The organism is Paenibacillus sp. VTT E-133291, from assembly GCF_002264395.1.
GTDB classification, from domain to species: Bacteria; Bacillota; Bacilli; order Paenibacillales; family Paenibacillaceae; genus Paenibacillus_AQ; species Paenibacillus_AQ nitricinens.
In genome coordinates this window covers 14548-33615 of the sequence record NZ_NFVA01000033.1, presented here as the reverse complement: position 1 = coordinate 33615, position 19068 = coordinate 14548, and the positions used below count along the sequence as shown (strand labels likewise).

Here is a 19068-nt window from a genome sequence, read left to right as displayed (position 1 = left end):
GACAGGATACAGCATCAACTGTAGTTTAAATTCCTTGTCTTGCCGCTTAGATTCATGTTGCTATTGGTCTTCGTTTATTACTGCAATATTTTCTGTGCGATAAATGCTAGATCACTAATGTCTACCTTACCGTCCTTGTTCACATCAGATTTCTTGAACTTGTTCCAATCCGGATCAGCTGATGTTTTTCCGTAAGCAGCCGCTGCAATGGACAAGTCACCGATAGAGAATTTACCATCTCCGTTAAGATCACCGATCTCTCCAGAAGGTTTAATGACAGATTCCAAGAATGTGTTCAGTGCAGTAGTCAGATCAAGGATCGACTGATCTACTTCGGATTGTTCAGCACCGGTATTATCAGCTATGCCTTGAGCTTTACGAATCACATCTTGAAGCACTGCCTTAGAACCAACTGGATATTGCCCTTCCTCGGTACCTTCTTCTGCCGCATCGAGTTTACTTTTCGCATTGGAAATAAGACTAATAAGAGCTTCTTTATTAACTGTTGAGCCTTTCTTGATCAGTACTTGATGTGAACCGCCAGACAGCTCTTTCTCTTCACCGAGACTATTTGCAATCTGCAATTTAGCAAGTGTAATCGTCGCAGCTCCTTCTTTCTCTGCTGCACTCGCACTAAATCGAAGTCTTAACATGTCTCCCTTAGCGTCGTTACCCTTCGGGTTCGCAAGAATGATACGAACTTGACCCAAAGTTGTTAATTCATTAACGATCATCGTATTCTCACCCGCTTTTTCGGCAGATATATACTCGAGCTGGGCTGGATCATACGTGAAAGTCAAATCCTGGGCGTATGCTTCCTGTGGTGTATTGCCGAGGCTGTAGACCAAGTCAAAGGTCTTACCAGCTGTAACTTCATCAGGGCCTGTAAGATGAGAATCCGATTCTGGTTCTGCTTCATCTTCTTTGATCAACTTGGCGTCCGCCCAGTCACCATGGTCCTCCTCGTTACCGTCACCGTTATCTAGGACAACAAGCTTTAATTCCTTGACCTTACTAACGTCTAAGCGAACTTCTTTGGCTGGTGTAGCCGCTCTCATTAATCCACTGTCATAGGCTTTTTTCCCGTCAAGAAACACCTGGAATACGATCGTGTTCTTACCAGCAGCCGTGCTGCCGATTTCTTGGTCAACCCCGACAATAGTTTCGAAGGCTGTGAAATGTTTTCCGCTCAGATCGTAAATGATTTCTGAGTTCGCATGCGTACCCATACCTTTTTCGTAAGTGTCGACTCCAGAGGATCCCATGAGGCGGATCGGCTGGCCTTCCACGCTCTTATCCTTCTGTACAGTCATCCATCCTGACGTTGCACTTTTCCAATCCATATCGCTGAGGTAGTAATCCACCACATTAAACTCAATTTCATAGGTTTCAGTAGTCTTTCCGTCGGCAGAGGTTGCAGTAACTACAGTTGTTCCGGTTAGATCTTTAGCCGGTTTGATACCAATCACAACGCTTTCACCTGCAGCATCAGCCGTAACTACAGGCACCTTCGTTGTGCCACGAAGCACATTGTAGGTATAACTGGTCTTCTCTGGATCAAATCCCGCTAAAGCTTTCCCGTCTATTTTAATCGCCCCAACAAGATGGACTGTGGAGACCCCCTTACTCAAGCTCATGAGATCGGTTGTGTTAGACGGAATAGGTCTAAGCGTATAGCTGTAGTTATAGGTCTTATTAGCTAGAAGCATATACGGAGCATGAGGTTTAGCTCCCCAGCTGTTGTCTCCTCCGAGTCCCATCTGCTTATAATTCAGTCGAAGTGTAATATCTTCTCGATATGGCACTTCATGTGGATGCTTTGGACCGTCAAGGTCCTCTGGTGTATGATGCAAAGCATTGGCTTCGATGGTAGGACTTCCAATGGCCATAAGTCCTGCTCCATCGTTATTGGTCAATGCAACCCAGCGTACATCCGTTTTATTACCTGTTTCTGAAGGCTCAATATAAGGAAAAAACTGATCTTTAACTTTACCGCTATATTGACCAACATCCGAACCTGAATTACGGTCCTGATAATTCTCTTGTGGACCGCGTCCGTACCATGTCATCTGCTCAAATTGTCCCGGAATCGTCATGAGATTACCGACTTCAGGAATTTCAGGCAGGCTTGCACCACCAGGCTTCAGTTCGCTGGCTACCTTGATATCTCCATTTCCAAAAATTGTATAAGAGGTCTTATACGTAGATACGGTTGATGTAGGGAGTGTTTCTTCAACATCGATTCGCACAGCCTTTTCTCCGATTTTGAATACCTCAACACGGGTGACAGATCTATTCTTTCCTGCATTTTTCCAGGTTGCCGTTCTGCCCGGATGGCCATTCCCTTTATCATTGTCGATAGGGGCTCTCCAAAAATTCGGCACAGGTCCATTATTAATCAGTTCAGTCCCGTCGTAGCGGAATGAATCAAGCGTGCCTGTTGTTTTATTAAATACAATCTCCATATCTTCCGCAGATACGCTTACACGTTCCGTAGTCTCATCCACTTTCAAATCTGACATTGTTGAAAGATCAAGTGCCGATGAATGGTCTGAATCCACTGGAAGTTTAAACTGCTGTTTAGCAATTTCATGCCCTTTTTTCGCCCAAAGTGTGTCCTTCTTCAATTTAAAGCTAATATTCATCCAGTACTCCACACCAAGCTTAGAGGAAGGCAGCTTATACGGAAGGGTCACCTGTTTCGAGGAAAGTCCCGGTACATTCAGGGATAACGCATCGATAACTCCCTGTTCAATCACCTGATTATCCGCTCTAACTTCCCAGGTTCCTTCGTACGCATTAAGATTTGTGAACAAGAACTCATTTTTAAGCTCGATCGTTCCAGCACTCAAATCAATGGCCTTTACCAAAATATCTTGATACACCTGCTTTACTTCCCATAGCTCAGGCTGAACAACCCGGTCAGCTGTAATCAGACCATTCGCCATGAAATTACCGTCATTAGGGGAATCTCCAAAGTCTCCCCCGTAGGCAAGATACTCCGTCGATTCAAGTGTCTCTGATTTAGCATCCTCCGGATTAAAATCCATCCAGAGAACCGTGCTGCTATCCGCAGTCCGTCCATTATTATTCAGCTCTTCAAGGGTTAGTCCCCTGTTGTAGATACGAACCTTGTCAAACATCATGTTAGAAGACCTGCCCATTTCCGTATCTTTACCAATTGCAAGCGGATAGGTGCTTGCTGCGATATTGCCTGTAAATGCCCTTGTAGCAACAATTTTTCCGTCTACAAAAAGCTTCAGATCTGTTCCGTTATACGTGCCAGCCACATGATGCCAATTGTTCAGCCAATTCGTGGGCAAATCCGCAGTAGCAGCTGTCCATACACCGTTTCGGTAAACAAAAAATTCGAGCTTGTTATTCCCGTTCATTTTTAATGCAAACTGTGTATCCCCTTTTGCCACAACCGGACTGTTCGCAATGTTGGCAAGCGGCTTCACCCATGCTTCCAACGTTAACGGCCCTGTAAGATTAAACTTGGAGTCATTAGGTAGTGTCACAGAAGGCGCAGCACTTTTGCCAGGTTTTAATACACCAACTACATCACTCTCATTAGAGGCGACCACGCCGGTATAATCCGCTTCGTAAGAATGAGTAGCATCAGTTAGATAGGTTCGCTCAGATGGTGTACTTACCCGAACCGCTTGATCTACCCAGTCCCAAATATATCCACCTTGCAAGTTCGGATATTTGCGTATAAGATCCCAGTATTCTTGCAGATTTCCAACGCTGTTCCCCATTGCGTGAGCATATTCACACAAAATGTATGGTCGTGGATCACTGCCTTTCGCATACGTCTCTACCGTCGTAACCGGAGAGTACATCTGGCTGACCATATCGGTAACTCTCGGATCGTTATAACCCTCATAATGAATGGGCCGAGTGGGATCCAGACTGCGAATGTATTCAGATTGTGCGATAAAGTTAGATCCCGAACCAGATTCATTACCAAGTGACCAGATCAGAACGGATGGATGATTCTTATCGCGCTCTACCAGACTCGCAGAACGATCCTTGACATTCTCTAACCATTCCGGTCTATTCGTCGGAACTGAATTCCAGACCCCATGTGTTTCAAGGTTCACTTCGTTTAAAATATAAATGCCATAACGGTTAGCAAGATCATACCAAAACGGATGGTTCGGGTAATGGGACGTCCGCACAGCATTCACATTGAACTGTTTCATTAATTCGATGTCTTTAATCATGAGATCCAGATCGAGCGTCCGCCCCGTGTCTGGACTTGTTTCATGACGATTCACACCTTTGAGCAAGATCGGCTTACCATTCAGCTTCATCTGCTGCTTACCGCTACCGCCTTCCTCAACCTCAATTTCAAACTCTCTAAACCCAACTTTTGTTCCAGCAGCTTCGATCACACGTCCACTTGAATCTTTTAGACTGAAGACAAGAGTATATAGATTCGGAGCTTCGGCGGACCATTTCAGCGGATTCTTCACTTGTTTCGATCCACTAACCTCCATCTCAGACTTTCCATTCAATTTGGCATCCATTGTGATTGGCTCTTGAAACACAGGTTGTTCGTTCGAATCGAATAGCATTGCTTCAACGGTATGACTACCCGGTACTGCATTAATTAAATTACGAACATCTACCTTTACATTCAGAGAAGCGTCTTTATACTGTGCATCCAAATCAGTCACTACCGTAAAATCTCTGATCTGAACGGATGGAGTGCTATACATGAACACATCCCGAATGATACCGCTAAGACGAAGGAAATCCTGATCTTCAAGCCAACTTCCGTCTGACCAACGATACACCTCAACCGACAGTTTATTCTCTCCTGCCTTCAAATAAGGGGTAATGTTAAAGTCCTTGGCTGTAAAGCTATCCTCGCTGTAACCGACCTTTTGGCCATTTACCCAGACATAAAATGCACTTTCCACTCCCTGAAAGGAGAGGAATACCTGTCTGTCGTCCCAATGATCAGGCACTTTAAATGTCAGCTGATATGAACCTACCGGGTTGTATTCCGTTGGAGCATATGGCGGTTGAACATTTGTGCTATTGCCATTGCCCCAGAAAGGATAGGTAACGTTCGTATAAATCGGAAAATCGTATCCCTGGAGCTGCCAATCCCCAGGAACTTTTATTTCCTCCCATGCGCTTGTGTCATAAGTTTCTTTGTAAAAATCTACCGGCCTGGAAGCTGGATTCTTCGCCATGTTAAATTTCCATTGTCCATTCAAGGATTGGTAATACGGCGAAGGGTTCTCCAGCATAGCCGATATCATATCCGCGCCTTTCAGTGCGGAGCCGGCGTCACCATATGGAATAAATGAAGCATGAGCGGATTCACGGTTGATCTGGAAGACATCCGGATTGTTATTCCATTCCGGATCATCTGCCGAGTCAGCCGCATTCGCTTGAAGTCCGGTAAAGCTCGTGGAAATCATGAATATGAATAATAAGCACAGCATAGCCCGCTTTAGCTTCATATGATTTTTCACCGTCCACTTCATTTAATAAGAGAGATAATACAACCTTTATTCAATAACAATGTCTTTAGCTATAAGCACCAGGTCCGTCAGATCGACCTTGCCGTCACTATTGATGTCTGCCCGTTTCGCCTTATCCCAATCTGGGTCGGCTGAAGTCTTACCGTAGTTAGCGGCGACAATAGCCAGATCGCCGATGCTGACTTTGCCATCACCATTCAAATCCTTAGAAAGCTCTGGCACTGTTGATGTGGTGAACTTCACCTGAACCGAGGAAGTGGCTGCGCTTATTTCCTGTCCTTCGCTATCCCCAAGCGTTGCACGCTTTACAGCAATCTGTCCGGTTTGGGGTTCTGTCAGATCCTTAGCTTTAAAGGTAATCTTTGCTACTTCAACATTCCCTTTAATCGCACTCCCTGAACCTTGACTAGCCAGAATCAGACGCACAATGCCTTCAGTATTCTTCGTCTCAAGGATACCCACGCCGTCCACCAACGCATTAGCGGATACATAATCCATTAGTGAAGCGTCGAATGCAATCGTGATATCTTGTGCATACACCGCCTCTGTAACATTGTGTAGGCCTAACGTTATATCGAAATTCTGACCATAAGGAACGGTTTGCAGAGCAGCTAAGCTTGTTGCTGCTTCATCTAAAACCTCCCTTACCACTGTAATCTTACTCACCGCTTTATATCCTCCGGATACGGTACTTGCAGTAATATCAGCAGTTCCTGCCTTTAACGCAGTTACGACTGCTTTCCCGCCTTGAACTTGAACAGTCGCAACAGCTTCATCGCTGCTGCTCCAAGTCACCTGTTTATTCGTTGCATTTCCCGGTTGAAGTGTCGCGCTTAACGTTTGTGTTTCTCCGGTCTTCATCGAAAGCTCAGCTTTATCCAGCTTGATACCGGTTACCGGAACTTCAGGAACGTTATTGCTGTACATAAAATTATCAAACACGGTAACTGATGGACCAAATACTCTAGCTCCCATTTTCCCTGCATCTGTTGGGATCTGCGCAATTGATGCCTCAAAATAGGTCGTTCCATTGACAATCAGCGTTACATGTTTCCCTTCAAACTTCACTTTTACGGTCGATGTCTTACCTTTTTTCAATTGTGCGTCCTGGGCATTGGTTAATAAACCATAGGAATCCTGAGCGTTCACCCAATACCAAGCCCCTTGATCAAAGCCTATAGAAGCCCAAGCGTCATTATTGAGATAGCGTAAAATAACACCCGTTCGGATAACATCACTCTGCGGTGTAATCTTAAACTCGAGCTCACCATCTCCAATGATCGGAGATTGCTGATCGATAAACAGATTATTTACACTATTCGAGGTGAACTTAACGGCATGCTCACCTGCTTGATCAGGTGCTTCCACAAGCTCCATACGTCCAACACCTTTACCGATGACATGCTCCCAACCTTCGAGCGAGTTATTCTCAAAGCTTGCTGAATATCTCACAGGCGCTGGAACTTCTACAGGATCATCTGGGTTAGGAGCGTAGACTTCAAATTCATACATGGAGTAACCGTAGGTTCCCGCTCGCTTCGTACCTAACATTCGAACATATCTCGCTTGTTCAGTTGGGAATTTGACAATCTCTACTCCGCCAACGCCTGCGTTAGTCGTATAAACGTCCCGCCAATTCTCCGCATTATCGGATACTTGAACTTTATAGCCTTTGGCATAAGCACTTTCCCACTTGAAAATAACCTTGCTAATGTCTGTACTTTGGCCTAAATCAATATAGATCCACTCGTTGTCGGTATATTTAGAGGACCAGCGTGAAGCACCCGTATCAACCTCATCCACTACAAGACTAGCCGGAAATTGAGGTACCTCGACGGAAGAAGCTACTGCTGTTTTGTGCGCAGCTAAATTGATGGTCCAAGCGGGTGATCCTGCTTCCTCCGCAATTTTTTTACCGGACAGCACCCGATTAAAAATCTTAAATTCATCCAATCGTCCAGTGAATGCTTTGGATGAGCTGCCGATTATAGCCGCAGGTAGCATGCTCGTTACAGCAACAGAACCTTTTAAATCCCCGTCGATATACAGGGAGGTTCCATTTAGATCTCCTCTGAAGGCAACATGAACCCACCGCCCAACAGGAATCGCTGCGTTAAAGCTGTAATCATAGCCCTCTCGGGTGAATCCGGCATTTGGTGTCCCTTTCTGCTTCAGCTTAAGTGCACCATATTCGGATTCCATCAGAATCTTCTCATCCGCTTCTTGTTGATCATCAAGCTTAACCCATGTGGAGACCGTCCAAGGGAAGCCCTTTATTGAGAGCGGTGTTTGAATATGATCTGTGGCCCCTGCAAACCGCACGCTTTTTCCTGTCTTTCCTTCAGCCACTCGAGTAACGCCATTTCCTAATGTAGCATCATAAGAATTTCCGGACTGATCAGGAACCGTCAGCGCGCCGTCTTCAAATGGATAATGAACAACAAGATCACCGACCGTATTCACTTCATGTAATAAATTCGTTCCAGGACCCTCACCTAGCTTCACTGACAACTGCTGGAACTCGGTGAATGTGCTGTCCGTGGACTGGCCTCTCCACATTTTTTCCGCAAGGACAGGCATCGCTTTCTTCACACGGTCGTGGACATCCGCCTCACTGACTTTCTTGCCCATCATATCGTTCCAAGTCCCGAACATCGCACCGAGCAGGTTCGGATCACCCTCCTGCAGCTTCGTGCTTCCACCAAAGTTCGTAGGGTCCCAGTTATTAAACAACCATTGTGAATCCAGATAATCATGGTAATATCCAGCTTTCGGTACAATGTAGAGCGTGGAATCAACCGTATTAATAATTTTGAATCCATCTCTCACCGATGCCACTGGATCTTGCCATCCGTTATTCCAGGCGTTTACAGCAATATCCTTATCAACAACCGTTGTACCTGGGAATGCACTCAAGCTGCCCCACATTCTTGATTTCTTCCCCTTACTCTTCATGTGTTCATTCATCGTGTTCAGAAACTCGCGATACTTCTCAAAAGTAGTCCGATCATTAGGTGCGAATTCATCGCCTCCAAAATGAACCGTTTCTGAATCAAACCATTCCCCATCTAAATATTCGTCCCACACATCCTTGATGAAATCGACCGTTTCCTGACGTGTAATATCCAGATGATCGACAGGCAAATTATCCTTAACCAGATCTGGTCTAACCTTTGTAAATGAAAGAGCATGACTGGGGGTATCAATTTCCGGTGTGATGTTAAGTCCCCGTATTTTGGCGATGTCCTGCAATTCACGCATATCCTGTTTCGTGTAGTAACCATCCTTTGCCGTTAATTCCGGGTATTTGGTACTTTCTAAACGAAAAGCCGTATATTTGTTCCAATGCTCCCGGCTGTTATCCTTAAAAATTTCGTTATCGTTCAAATGAAGCTGGAAATCATTCATTTTGTAATAGGACATAAATTTAGCGTAATCCTTCAGGAAGTCTAACGTGAAAAACTTGCGTCCTACATCAAGCATAAAACCGCGTTCTCCATACTTAGGAAAATCCTTCGCTACCCCTTTTACAATGCTGGTCTTCTCAGGATCTTGCTCCAAAATCTGTAGTGCCGTTCTTGTTCCATAGAACACACCGGTCTCGGTGTTTGCATGTATTTCCACATAATCTCCTACTTCAAAGTAGTAGCCCTCCTTGCCAATCGAATCATCAGCTGTCTTATCGAGCCTAAGCAGGAAGTCCCCTTTAGAAGCAGGCTTATTTTGAACAATTGGTAAATCGTATCCAGTTAATTCTTTAAGATCCTCTTGAAAGACCTCTGCGGTAGCTGGTAGTTCACATAAACATTCACTCGTGGGGATTACGATTCTGGAATTGTCAGTCATCTTGAAGGAACCACTACCGCCAGTCCACTCTTGTAAACTTGGTATCACTTTTGGTTTAGCGTTCTCAGCTTCAGCCGCTGCTGCAAATTGTAGTGGAATAGAGTAAAGCACTAGACAAAAAACTGTAAAGCCGTACAACCATTTTTTCATCTTCATCCTCCTACGAGTCAAATCATCCCTTTTGAAAAAAACCAGGTACATCATGTTTAGTTACTCACACATGTACCTGGCCTATGATCTTGATTACTCTACAATTTTGCGAGCTACAATAACCAAATCTTCCAATCCTACTTTGCCGTCACCGTCCATATCTGCTTTCTTCGCTTTCTCCCAATCAGGGCTTGCTGTAGTCTTGCCATACTGCGCTGCAACCATTGCCAGATCCCCGATCGTTATTTTACCGTCACCGTTGATGTCTCCTTGCGTTCCTTTCTTACCAATCTCGATATTTACGGAAGAGTTCGCTGCCGAAATTTCTTTACCCTGATCATCTGAAATAATTGCACTCTTAACAGCAATTGCCCCATTCACCGTTTGGCTAACTTCCTTCGCTTTAAAGATTAATTCGAGCACGTCTGCACTGTTACTAACTCCATGGGTCGCACCTTCACTTGCTACAATAAAGCGAAGTTTACCTGGCGTGCTGTTGATTGAATCAATAACGCTTACCCCACTAATTAACGAACGTGCCTCAACGAAATCCATAACATCCGCGGCATATTCTAGGGCGATGTCCTGCGCAAAAATCTTATCAGACAGATTCCGTAGTCCATATTGGACTTTGAACACTTCTCCTGGCTGAACTTGACTTGGCGCTGTCAAAGTGGAGGAAGATTTTAACTCGCCATCTGTTTCAGATACGATAACCCGGCTGGTTGCAGCGAAGCCCCCATCCATTGTTGTTGCCGTAATTACGGCTTCGCCTGCTTTCAATCCCCTAACAAGAGCATGATCGTCTTGCTGTTCAACGGTTGCTACAGCTTCATCACTGCTGCTCCAGAGCACTTTTTTATTCGAAGCATTCAGAGGCTTTATCGCAGCGTTCAATTCGCCCGTGCTGCCTACTTTAATCTCCAGCCGTTCTTTATCCATAACGACGCCTGTGACTTTTACTGCCTCTGCCTCATCCTCCGTCTTGAACACATTGAGTTCTGCAGCAGATGCGAAGGTACCCACGCCTTCTATAGCCTCAAGTCTCAAATGTGTTGCTTCTACAGCTGTAAAGCGATCAATTTTTGTGGTCTGATCGAGTGACCATGATCCTTCTGCCATTTTTGTGAAATTCGTTCCGTCAACACTCGTGTACAGGTTATAGCTTGTAATCGTTCCATTGGTTCCAGATACTCTAGGTGAATAATTGAATTGATTAATGTTATATTTGCCTCCGAGGTCCAAAGTAATGGATTCCGGTAAGTGTGCCGGGGTCCATTTCGTATGCCAGATTGTAGACATATCTCCATCGAGTGCAAGACTCGCTTCACCTCCAGGCTGGAAGCTACTCGCCGTTGCAGTCATTTGTGATTGTGGAATTTGCGTGTTAGGCATATACACATTAATCGTCAAGGTTGCACTTTTTTTACTTCCATCTTTTGCGGTAGCAGTAATGACCGCCGTACCGGCTTGAAGTGCAGTAACTTTTCCGGCCTGATCCACGGATACAATTTCCGGGTGGTCAGAAGTCCAGAGCAGTGTCCGGTCATGCGCATTTGCTGGTTTAACCAGAGCGCTAACGGAACTAGACTCTCCTTTGTTCAGATCCATCTTATTTGGCGTTAATGTAATAGTCGAAACAAGTACACCTTCCTCCGGAATGATCGCACCCTCATCATCGACGCGAATGTTATCGACCACCAGCGTACCGGTTAACTCCTTCTGACTATTCAGCTTGTTTTTGATAATAGCCAGATAGGCATCTTTCACCCCTTCGGTTGTAAAAGATAGATCCAGCGTGTCGCGTCCTTCTTTCAAATTCTCACTAACCAGATCACGAACTACCCCATTCTCCTTCACTCGAACAGCCACTGTGTACATATCCGTCTCATCTGAATTGTAGTCCATCGTCAGATGGTAGCGGTTATCCTCCTTCATTCGGAGCGTGTGAGGCAATGTACGTAGCCATTCACCTGTTGCATCTTCATTCGTTTTAAGCGACCAATTACCATCCAGAACATAAGTCATGATCTGATTGTCGCCTTTTTCAACTAAATGCGTACGAACCGGACCTATTTTAGAATAAACGAAGGGACCCCAGCCCTCATCAACGTTCTCGAAATCCTCGAACAATACAGAATTACCTGCGTCAGTTTTGGTTGGATTCTCCCATACTCTCACATCGTCAAAGGTTACAGTCGAACTTCCATCTTCTACATTTAAATAGAGATTGGCGGTCTCACTTACCGCATCAAAGGTAACCTTAATCCGCTGGAAATTCGTGCTCACATATTTATGCTGCTGGGCTAAAAAGCCATGCTCCGTGTTATCCAGTGTATTGACAACCTTGTCAGCCCCTTGCTTCACAGCGATTTCCACAGTGCGTTTTCCATCTACTTTCACCCATACTGATGCAGAATACGTCTTGCCCGGTGTAAGTCCGGTCATCTCCTGCTGAATTACTGCATCACCAGGACCCTTCACTTGAAGCTGGTCATCGGCGTTACTGTTCTTCACAAATTTAATGTGATCATCACTTGCAGCTGTGGAAGATTTCTTCCAGTTTCCGAATGTTTGGCTGTCAAAGCCCGGATCTTTAACCGAACTCCCTTCGCCCCATACCATTTCCGGCTCTTCAGCAGCTGTTGTCTTATACAGGGCATAACCAATCCCCGGCTGCGCTGTAAGTGTGACCTTACCTCCAGTTACTTCTACACTGCCAACATGCTCACGTCCCAAATCTGTCAGCTTATATAACTGTGCCGACGTTACGTTACTCCATGATTCTGGAAGACTCCAAGTCGTTTGGCCACCCGCTGGATTCCAGTGATAGATTTTATCCTCTGTCTCAGGACTCCATGGAATAAAGACCGTACTGTCACTAATGTTGCTGCTATCTGTCATGATAGCGATTTCAAGTCCATCCTTACTTAAATGAATCTTACCGTCCTGCTTACGTTCAACTACAACCTTCTCTGCAAAGTCAATGCGGTTATCGGTCATCTTGATAATCGGGAAATGCTGCATATATTTTGTTGGTAGATTGTGATTGAAGAATGCCGCACTTGTTGATTGGTAGCTGTAGAATGGAGCACTGTTTTGCCAGTAACCCACGCCTACCTGCTTATTCCCTTTCAGTAAAGGGGTTGTTAAGAAGCCATCCAGCGATTGATTCCGCAGGAAACGGGTAACTTTACTATCGTCACCTTGGTTCGGGTACCCCGGATCTGTTCCCCAGTGAACCCAAGAGGCCTGCTCAAACAGAGGTCCTGCAAATTCTGTTCCGAGCATCCAGCCGTTACCGTTGATATAATCTGCGAGTTTCTTCGCATTATAATCGGCACCGTCATATACATCCACATATACAAAGGAAAGGTTGTCGCCTGTGTCGCTTTTCAGCATATCCAGACGTCTTTTTAATTCACCGGATTCCACATCTTTGGTTTTGTTAACATAGAATGTTTGATCCAGCCAGCCCCAGCCTTTACTCAAAGGCTGATTCATATTTTCCATTTTGGTGCCGAAAGCATCCAGCGCGTATTCTGTTGCGTTAATGTGTACACCGCCGCGGATATTGTATTTCTTTCCTTCACTCAAAATATAATTAAAATCCTTCTCTCCACCCTGACGAATACCGATATGACCGCCGTAATCCGGGTGAGAGTCATCATGACCTTCCGCTTGATATCCTTTGAATAGAATCAGCTGTCCAAAGCCATCCGTGAGATTAGAGATCTTCTTCGCATTATCAAAAGCACGCAAGAACGGTGAAGTTGTAGTAGATCCGATATTCATGCTGATATAAGAGATATTGTCCCTTATCATTTCACTGCCGGTTGGAGCATCCGTATTCTGACGATATACAATGGCCCCATCTTGCCAGTCCACAACGTTGTCTCCATTCGCATCTGGTGTCAGTACAACTTTAGCCCAAGGCAGAGGTTCCGGATCGAGCACTGCAATTCCACGATAAACCCATGATCCTCCCGATATTGTTGCTTTTTTCGTATGGAGCGCCGTATCATCGCCTACCTTAACACGCACCTTATCATAGCCGTTTACTACATTCGTAATTACACTCGCAGCTAAGACGTCAGAGTTAACGAAGGCATAGGTACGGCTCCCACTAACGTCTGCTACTTGCGTCTTAATGTTGTTAAATTCGTCCTGTACAATGTTCCAGCCACCAGTTATGCGAACGGCCGTTTCCTGCGCTGTAGGCTGAGTTCCAATGACAGAAACAAGGTCATGATTCGGGAAGCCAATGGTCTTCACTTTTTCGGTACCATTCTCTTCGATGCTGGCCACTTTGAACTGAAGAATGTTATCCTGAACCTCCATTTCAACTTTGAGGTTCACTTTAATTTCTGGAATCTGAATTGTGTAGGCTGCAATCTCACCATGTGTGGCATCTGCTGCTTTTTTACTAAAATCAGAAGCGACAACGAAATAAGACTTCTCGTTGATTTTTATTTCATTAAATCCATTTAACTGTCCATACATTTCCGCGCCGCTGTCTAACCATGTGTATTGTTTAACCCGTGGGAATTCTTTATCGATTTCGACCTTCATCGTATCCGAGCTTAAAGTTTCTGTAATCGTAATCGGCCTTGGTACTGGATCCGTGGATACAATTGGAGTTACCTTCACATCGTCAATCCATAGGGTCTTGTTATTAAACCAGCTGCGAAGTCCAATCTTTCCTGCACTTGTCGATAAAGAGGGAAGACTCGTCGTAAGCACGTTGTTGCCATCGATTGATAAACTTATGCTATCCTTCTCATATCGCAATTTGAGGGTATACTGTTGGTCCGCAGCAAAAGTAAAACTAGGAGCCGTAATATTTCCATACGATTCCGTTCCTCCTTTCATTGCATCCCAGCCCCAAGTACCCGCATCATATTGGATAACATTGTAGTTATTGCTATCGACGAATCGGTAGACCAGTCCAAATCGAGTGGCAGGCTGGCTAAACTTTAACTTCACCTCATATTCAGCGTTAGCTACCTGAGGTGAATCTTGGTCTGCTATAATAACAACCCCTTGTGTCACCGCCTTAACAGCACCTTGATCCGCCGAAAAAGTAGTTGTCCCCTTAGCTGGAGTCCATCCGCTGATGTTGCCATCATTATAATCTCTGAAATACACATCCGATTCTTGAGCTGCAAATACGGCTGCCGATGGCAAGCCAATCTGTACCCCTAGCAACAACGTCAATAGTAAGCTAAACGCTTTGTAACGTTTTCTCATCTCTACGACCTCTTTTCACTTAAATATAAGTAGAATGAACATTTTAAATTCACATATTTCCTTTAATTGTATGTTTTTAACATCGAAAGGTCATAATGAGCCCTCCTTCCATAAGAAGGTGCGTCATTATATGTTTTTTTGTATTACTTGGAATTTAACAATCGCTTGATAACTGCGGCTGATTCCGCTCTTGTAGCAGATTCTTTTGGTGCAAATGTAGTCTGAGTCCTACCTTTCATTAATCCAGATTTCAAGGCAAACCCCACCGACGCTTTAGCCCACGGGCTTATTTTACTATCATCTTTAAATGTAGTAGTGGAATCTGAGACCATACTTTCGACCTTTACGCCGGAAGCATAAGCTTTCGCTCGCATCAGCATCGTTGTCATTTCTTCACGAGTAATGCTTTTTTCCGGAGCAAATTTCGTCTTGGACAAACCACTAATAATTCCGGCCGCATAAGCCTTCTTTACCGTATCTTCGTACCAAACCCCTGATTTCACATCCGTAAACGGATTACTTCCAGAACCTTCTGTAAGATCTAATGCTCTAGCTATTAGAGCTGCAAATTGTGCACGAGTGATGTTATTATTCGGAGCAAAGCTGTCGGCATCCATGCCTTCAACAATTCCTTTAGTGACCATTTCCATGATATCTTGCTTCGCCCAATGTGAGACGATGTCGCTGAAAATCTTGGTAAAGGTTGAGGATTGATTCGGGGTGAATTCCTGATCTTTCAAATTACGATCAAGAACTTTTAATGCGGTCCATTTTACTGCAGTTGTACCAGCCCTTTTAGCTTTAAAGGTAATCGTGGCAATGTCCAAATTACCCTTATCACCATTCACATTTCCAATTTTGGTATGGGCAATCGTAATTTCATTGTTTTTAACGATTGGAGATACAGAAAAGCCTTTGATCTTCGTTTCTGCTTTTACAATCTCAAGCACTTTCGGGTCAAAATTAAATTTAGCTTCATATGCGTATAAATCTTGAATATCTTTACCCTTTAATGTAACGGTGAACGTAGAATTAGCAGATTCAGTAGCTGATGTCTGCATCTCGAAGTCAGAGACTTTTTCAGCATGGACTGTACTTAACCACATGGAAGAACATAACGTACAGATTAGTGCGAACGTGAATCGTTTGCGTCTCATAAGAACATCCCTTCACCCGTGAATTTTAACTCCCCCCTATCATATGGATTTTGAAACCGGATACACATGATTTATTTTGTTCAAAAATGATTATTTTTGTTATTCTTTCTCTCTGCGATAAGCTAAGGGGCTAATTCCTGTGATTTTTTTAAAAATACGACTGAAATGTTCCGGATTCACGTATCCTACTTGCTCAGAAACCTCATATATTTTCATTCCGCTCTCCAGCGCCTTTTTAGCCTTTTCGATTCGCAGATTCGTCAGAAATTGAATGAAATTAACACCTATTTCTTTGGAGAATTGTTTGCTTAAATAGCTCTCGCTTACACCGACGATCTGACTAATATTTGACAAATGGACATCTTCGTTAAAGTTTTTCTCTAATAGCTCTTTCGTTTTAGCAACAACAGGGCTGAGAAAGCATTCCTTAGGTTGGTCTTTCGGATGCAGCTTTTGATGCAGATGTTCCAAGAACAGTCGGCACCAATGCACCGTAGTCTCCCAGGTTTCCTGCTTATAAATATGATCCGTGATGGGATATGGCAGCTTATCATGAAGCTTTTCCCAAGAAACGCCTTTTTGATAAATTAATGCGCTTGCCTCCCAAGTCATATCGACTACATCTGATTTAATAAGCTCAGGTGAACAAGGGTATCGCTGAATCAACAAGTTACAGCAGTGTTCATAGACCTCCTGCCATTTCATTAAATCCGGATCACTTAATGACTTCAGCATTTCGGTTCTAGCCAAATACCATACTTCTTTCCAGTCACTTTCCTTAATAGATGGACGCCTTTCAGCTTCCGGATAATATAATCGATTGTACCCTTGGTAGAAACTCAAGCCTGCTAATCGTTCCGCTTGGCGGAATAATCGGTTCCACTGGTGAAGACCATCTACAATGTCACTGATGCCCATAGACAGCTTCAAATTAATAAATTGCTTTAATCTCATGCTCACTTCTGACAAGATGATGTCTGTCAATCTACGAACGGCAATAATGCTGCATTGCTCTGGAAAAGAGAAGAACAATACGTAATGCCTGTCATCATATCTGCATACTTTGCAGATCCCTTCACTTCTACTCCGATTCGTTACTGTTCGTATCGTCTGCATGATCATACGGTGTGAATCTTCAAATTGAACGGTATCTGATAGCCTAAGAAGTGCAACCTCCAGATTTTTTTCCCCCATATGCTTTCGAACAAGCTCCAACGAAGACGTTATATCATCGTCTGTCACTTCTAAAGAATCCGATAGGCACAGTCGATGCAAAATAGAACAGATCGAGGCTTCTACGTCCTCTAAGTTTGATGCTGACTTTGAGGAGCTTTGCCGCCGCTTCAATTCATCCACAGTCTTAGTCAGTACCGGTGCAATATAAGTTTCATCTAACTTGGCTTTAACAATGTAATCAAAGGCACCGAGCACAAAGGAATCTCTTACAAAAGAATAATCTCCGTATGCGCTAAGCATGATGGTTAACGGTTGATTCGAAAAAGTAGTGTTATTCAGTGCTTCGAGTAGTTCTACTCCATTCATATTTGGCATTTGAATATCCGCCAGAACTAGATCCACATCCTGATGGATTTTCAGCATATTTAATGCCTCCTTACCATCTCCTGCTTCCCCTGCAATCTCAAAATCGGTCGAAGCAATGGATATATACTCCCGAAGAGCTAATCTAGCTAATGGTTCATCATCAACAATGAGAGCTTTGAATTTCATCATAAATCCCTCCATAATTGATCTATAGGATTACCTCAAAGCCTCAACCGCTATCTCCCAATCATCATTCAATTTTTCTTGAATATCGGACACCTCAGCACCTGAAAAAATTTCTTGTGCAGCCTTCTTCTCATCGAACTGTATAGCATTTTTTACTTTTTCAAATTTCTCATCGATTCCCAGGTACATAAACGGCTCAAAGGGGTGCTTTTCTTGAACATTGTTGAAGAACGGCAGGAATGATTCAATATTGATCACTGTCGATGAATTTTGCGAATAGTTAATATACACTTGGTAAACGTCTCGGCTAAATACCCATTCCAAAAATGCTTTAACCTCTTCCGTATTTTTGGAATTTTTATTGATCGCCATATATTGATCTGGCATAGTGATTGCCTGCAAACGTTCTGAAGCAGTCTCTCTCCAGGGTAAGGTGAACGCATCTAAATCTTTATCATCCTTCATTTTGGACAAATGATCTCTAAGGTACCACTGGCCGAGTGCAAGCATGGCCGCTTCATTATTTTGAAACAGCTGCGTTGCCTGATCCACACCAATGTTGAGTGCATCGGGCCCAGCTAGTTCATTCTCTGCTATTTTCTTGATCATCACTGCTGCTTTCTCAAAGGGAGAACCTTTTCCGAAAGGACGTTTCGTTTGTGCAATTGAGGATAAATAATTCTCATCCTTGGATAGTAGAGGCGGCCCGAACTCAGTGAAAGGATAAAACGTCCAATTCTCTTTCCCGCCAATCGCAATCGGAATATATTTACCATCCGCTTTGATCTTCATCATCACATCCATAAATTCATCCATCGTTTGCGGTATCTCTACGCCGACCTCTTGAAAGATACTTGGATGGTAATAGACATATTCAGAGAAGGATACAAGCGGCAAACCAAGAATGGAATGATCTATTCTAGCGGGATATTTATTGTTTTTTGCTGCGGCTAATCCATCCAGTGGAAGAAGTACTGCTTTGTAAGTGATTAGGTCATCTGGCTTCAGGTAAAAAATATCCGGCAAATCATTGGCTGCTAATCGAACCTTTAAATACTGACCGCTATTATCAGGAATCGTCTCTACTTCAACTGTTACATTAGGCTTAATTTTAGAGTAGTCTCTTACCTTTTCCGTCCAAAATTTGATATCTGTTTTCGCTTCCCACATGCCAAATTTTATTTTAATCGGTTGATCCAGATTCACCTTTTCCTGTTGTTGCTCTATTGCCCCTCCTTTGGAACTGAACTTACTTAAAGAGAAGAAGCCACCTACAAAAATAAGAGAAATGATCCCTATTAAGGACAAACGGAGTATTATTTTCACTTCTATTAATCACAGCCTTCGAAAAAAAGTTTATACCATCATACCTCCTCTGAGATTACACATGAATGATGTTTTCCCTCTGGACTATGATCTTTTATGCTCCTCCG

The 19068-nt window shown here is 43.8% G+C and carries 6 protein-coding genes; all 6 read right to left on the bottom strand.

From position 1 onward, the window contains the following. Positions 1-77: 77 nt before the first annotated feature. Entirely contained in the window at positions 78-5483 is a 5406-nt protein-coding gene (locus CA598_RS14895) for a glycoside hydrolase family 2 TIM barrel-domain containing protein (protein ID WP_094877006.1), read from the bottom strand. 48 nt (positions 5484-5531) lie between these two features. Further along, a complete protein-coding gene (locus CA598_RS14890; protein WP_179283673.1) occupies positions 5532-9500 on the bottom strand; it encodes a family 20 glycosylhydrolase in 3969 nt (1322 codons plus the stop codon). A gap of 93 nt (positions 9501-9593) precedes the next feature. Next, on the bottom strand, positions 9594-14750 hold the full coding sequence (locus tag CA598_RS14885; protein WP_094877004.1) for an endo-alpha-N-acetylgalactosaminidase family protein: 5157 nt from the start codon (positions 14748-14750) through the stop codon (positions 9594-9596). 143 nt (positions 14751-14893) lie between these two features. Further along, positions 14894-15907, bottom strand: coding sequence for an S-layer homology domain-containing protein (locus tag CA598_RS14880; protein WP_094877003.1), 1014 nt, complete (start codon positions 15905-15907; stop codon positions 14894-14896). A 99-nt stretch (positions 15908-16006) separates the two neighbouring features. Next, positions 16007-17638, bottom strand: a complete 1632-nt coding sequence (locus CA598_RS14875) for a response regulator transcription factor (RefSeq protein WP_179283672.1) — start codon at positions 17636-17638, stop codon at positions 16007-16009. 27 nt (positions 17639-17665) lie between these two features. Beyond that, complete coding sequence (locus CA598_RS14870; protein ID WP_143812414.1) at positions 17666-18961, bottom strand: ABC transporter substrate-binding protein; 1296 nt, start codon at positions 18959-18961, stop codon at positions 17666-17668. Positions 18962-19068 lie beyond the last annotated feature (107 nt).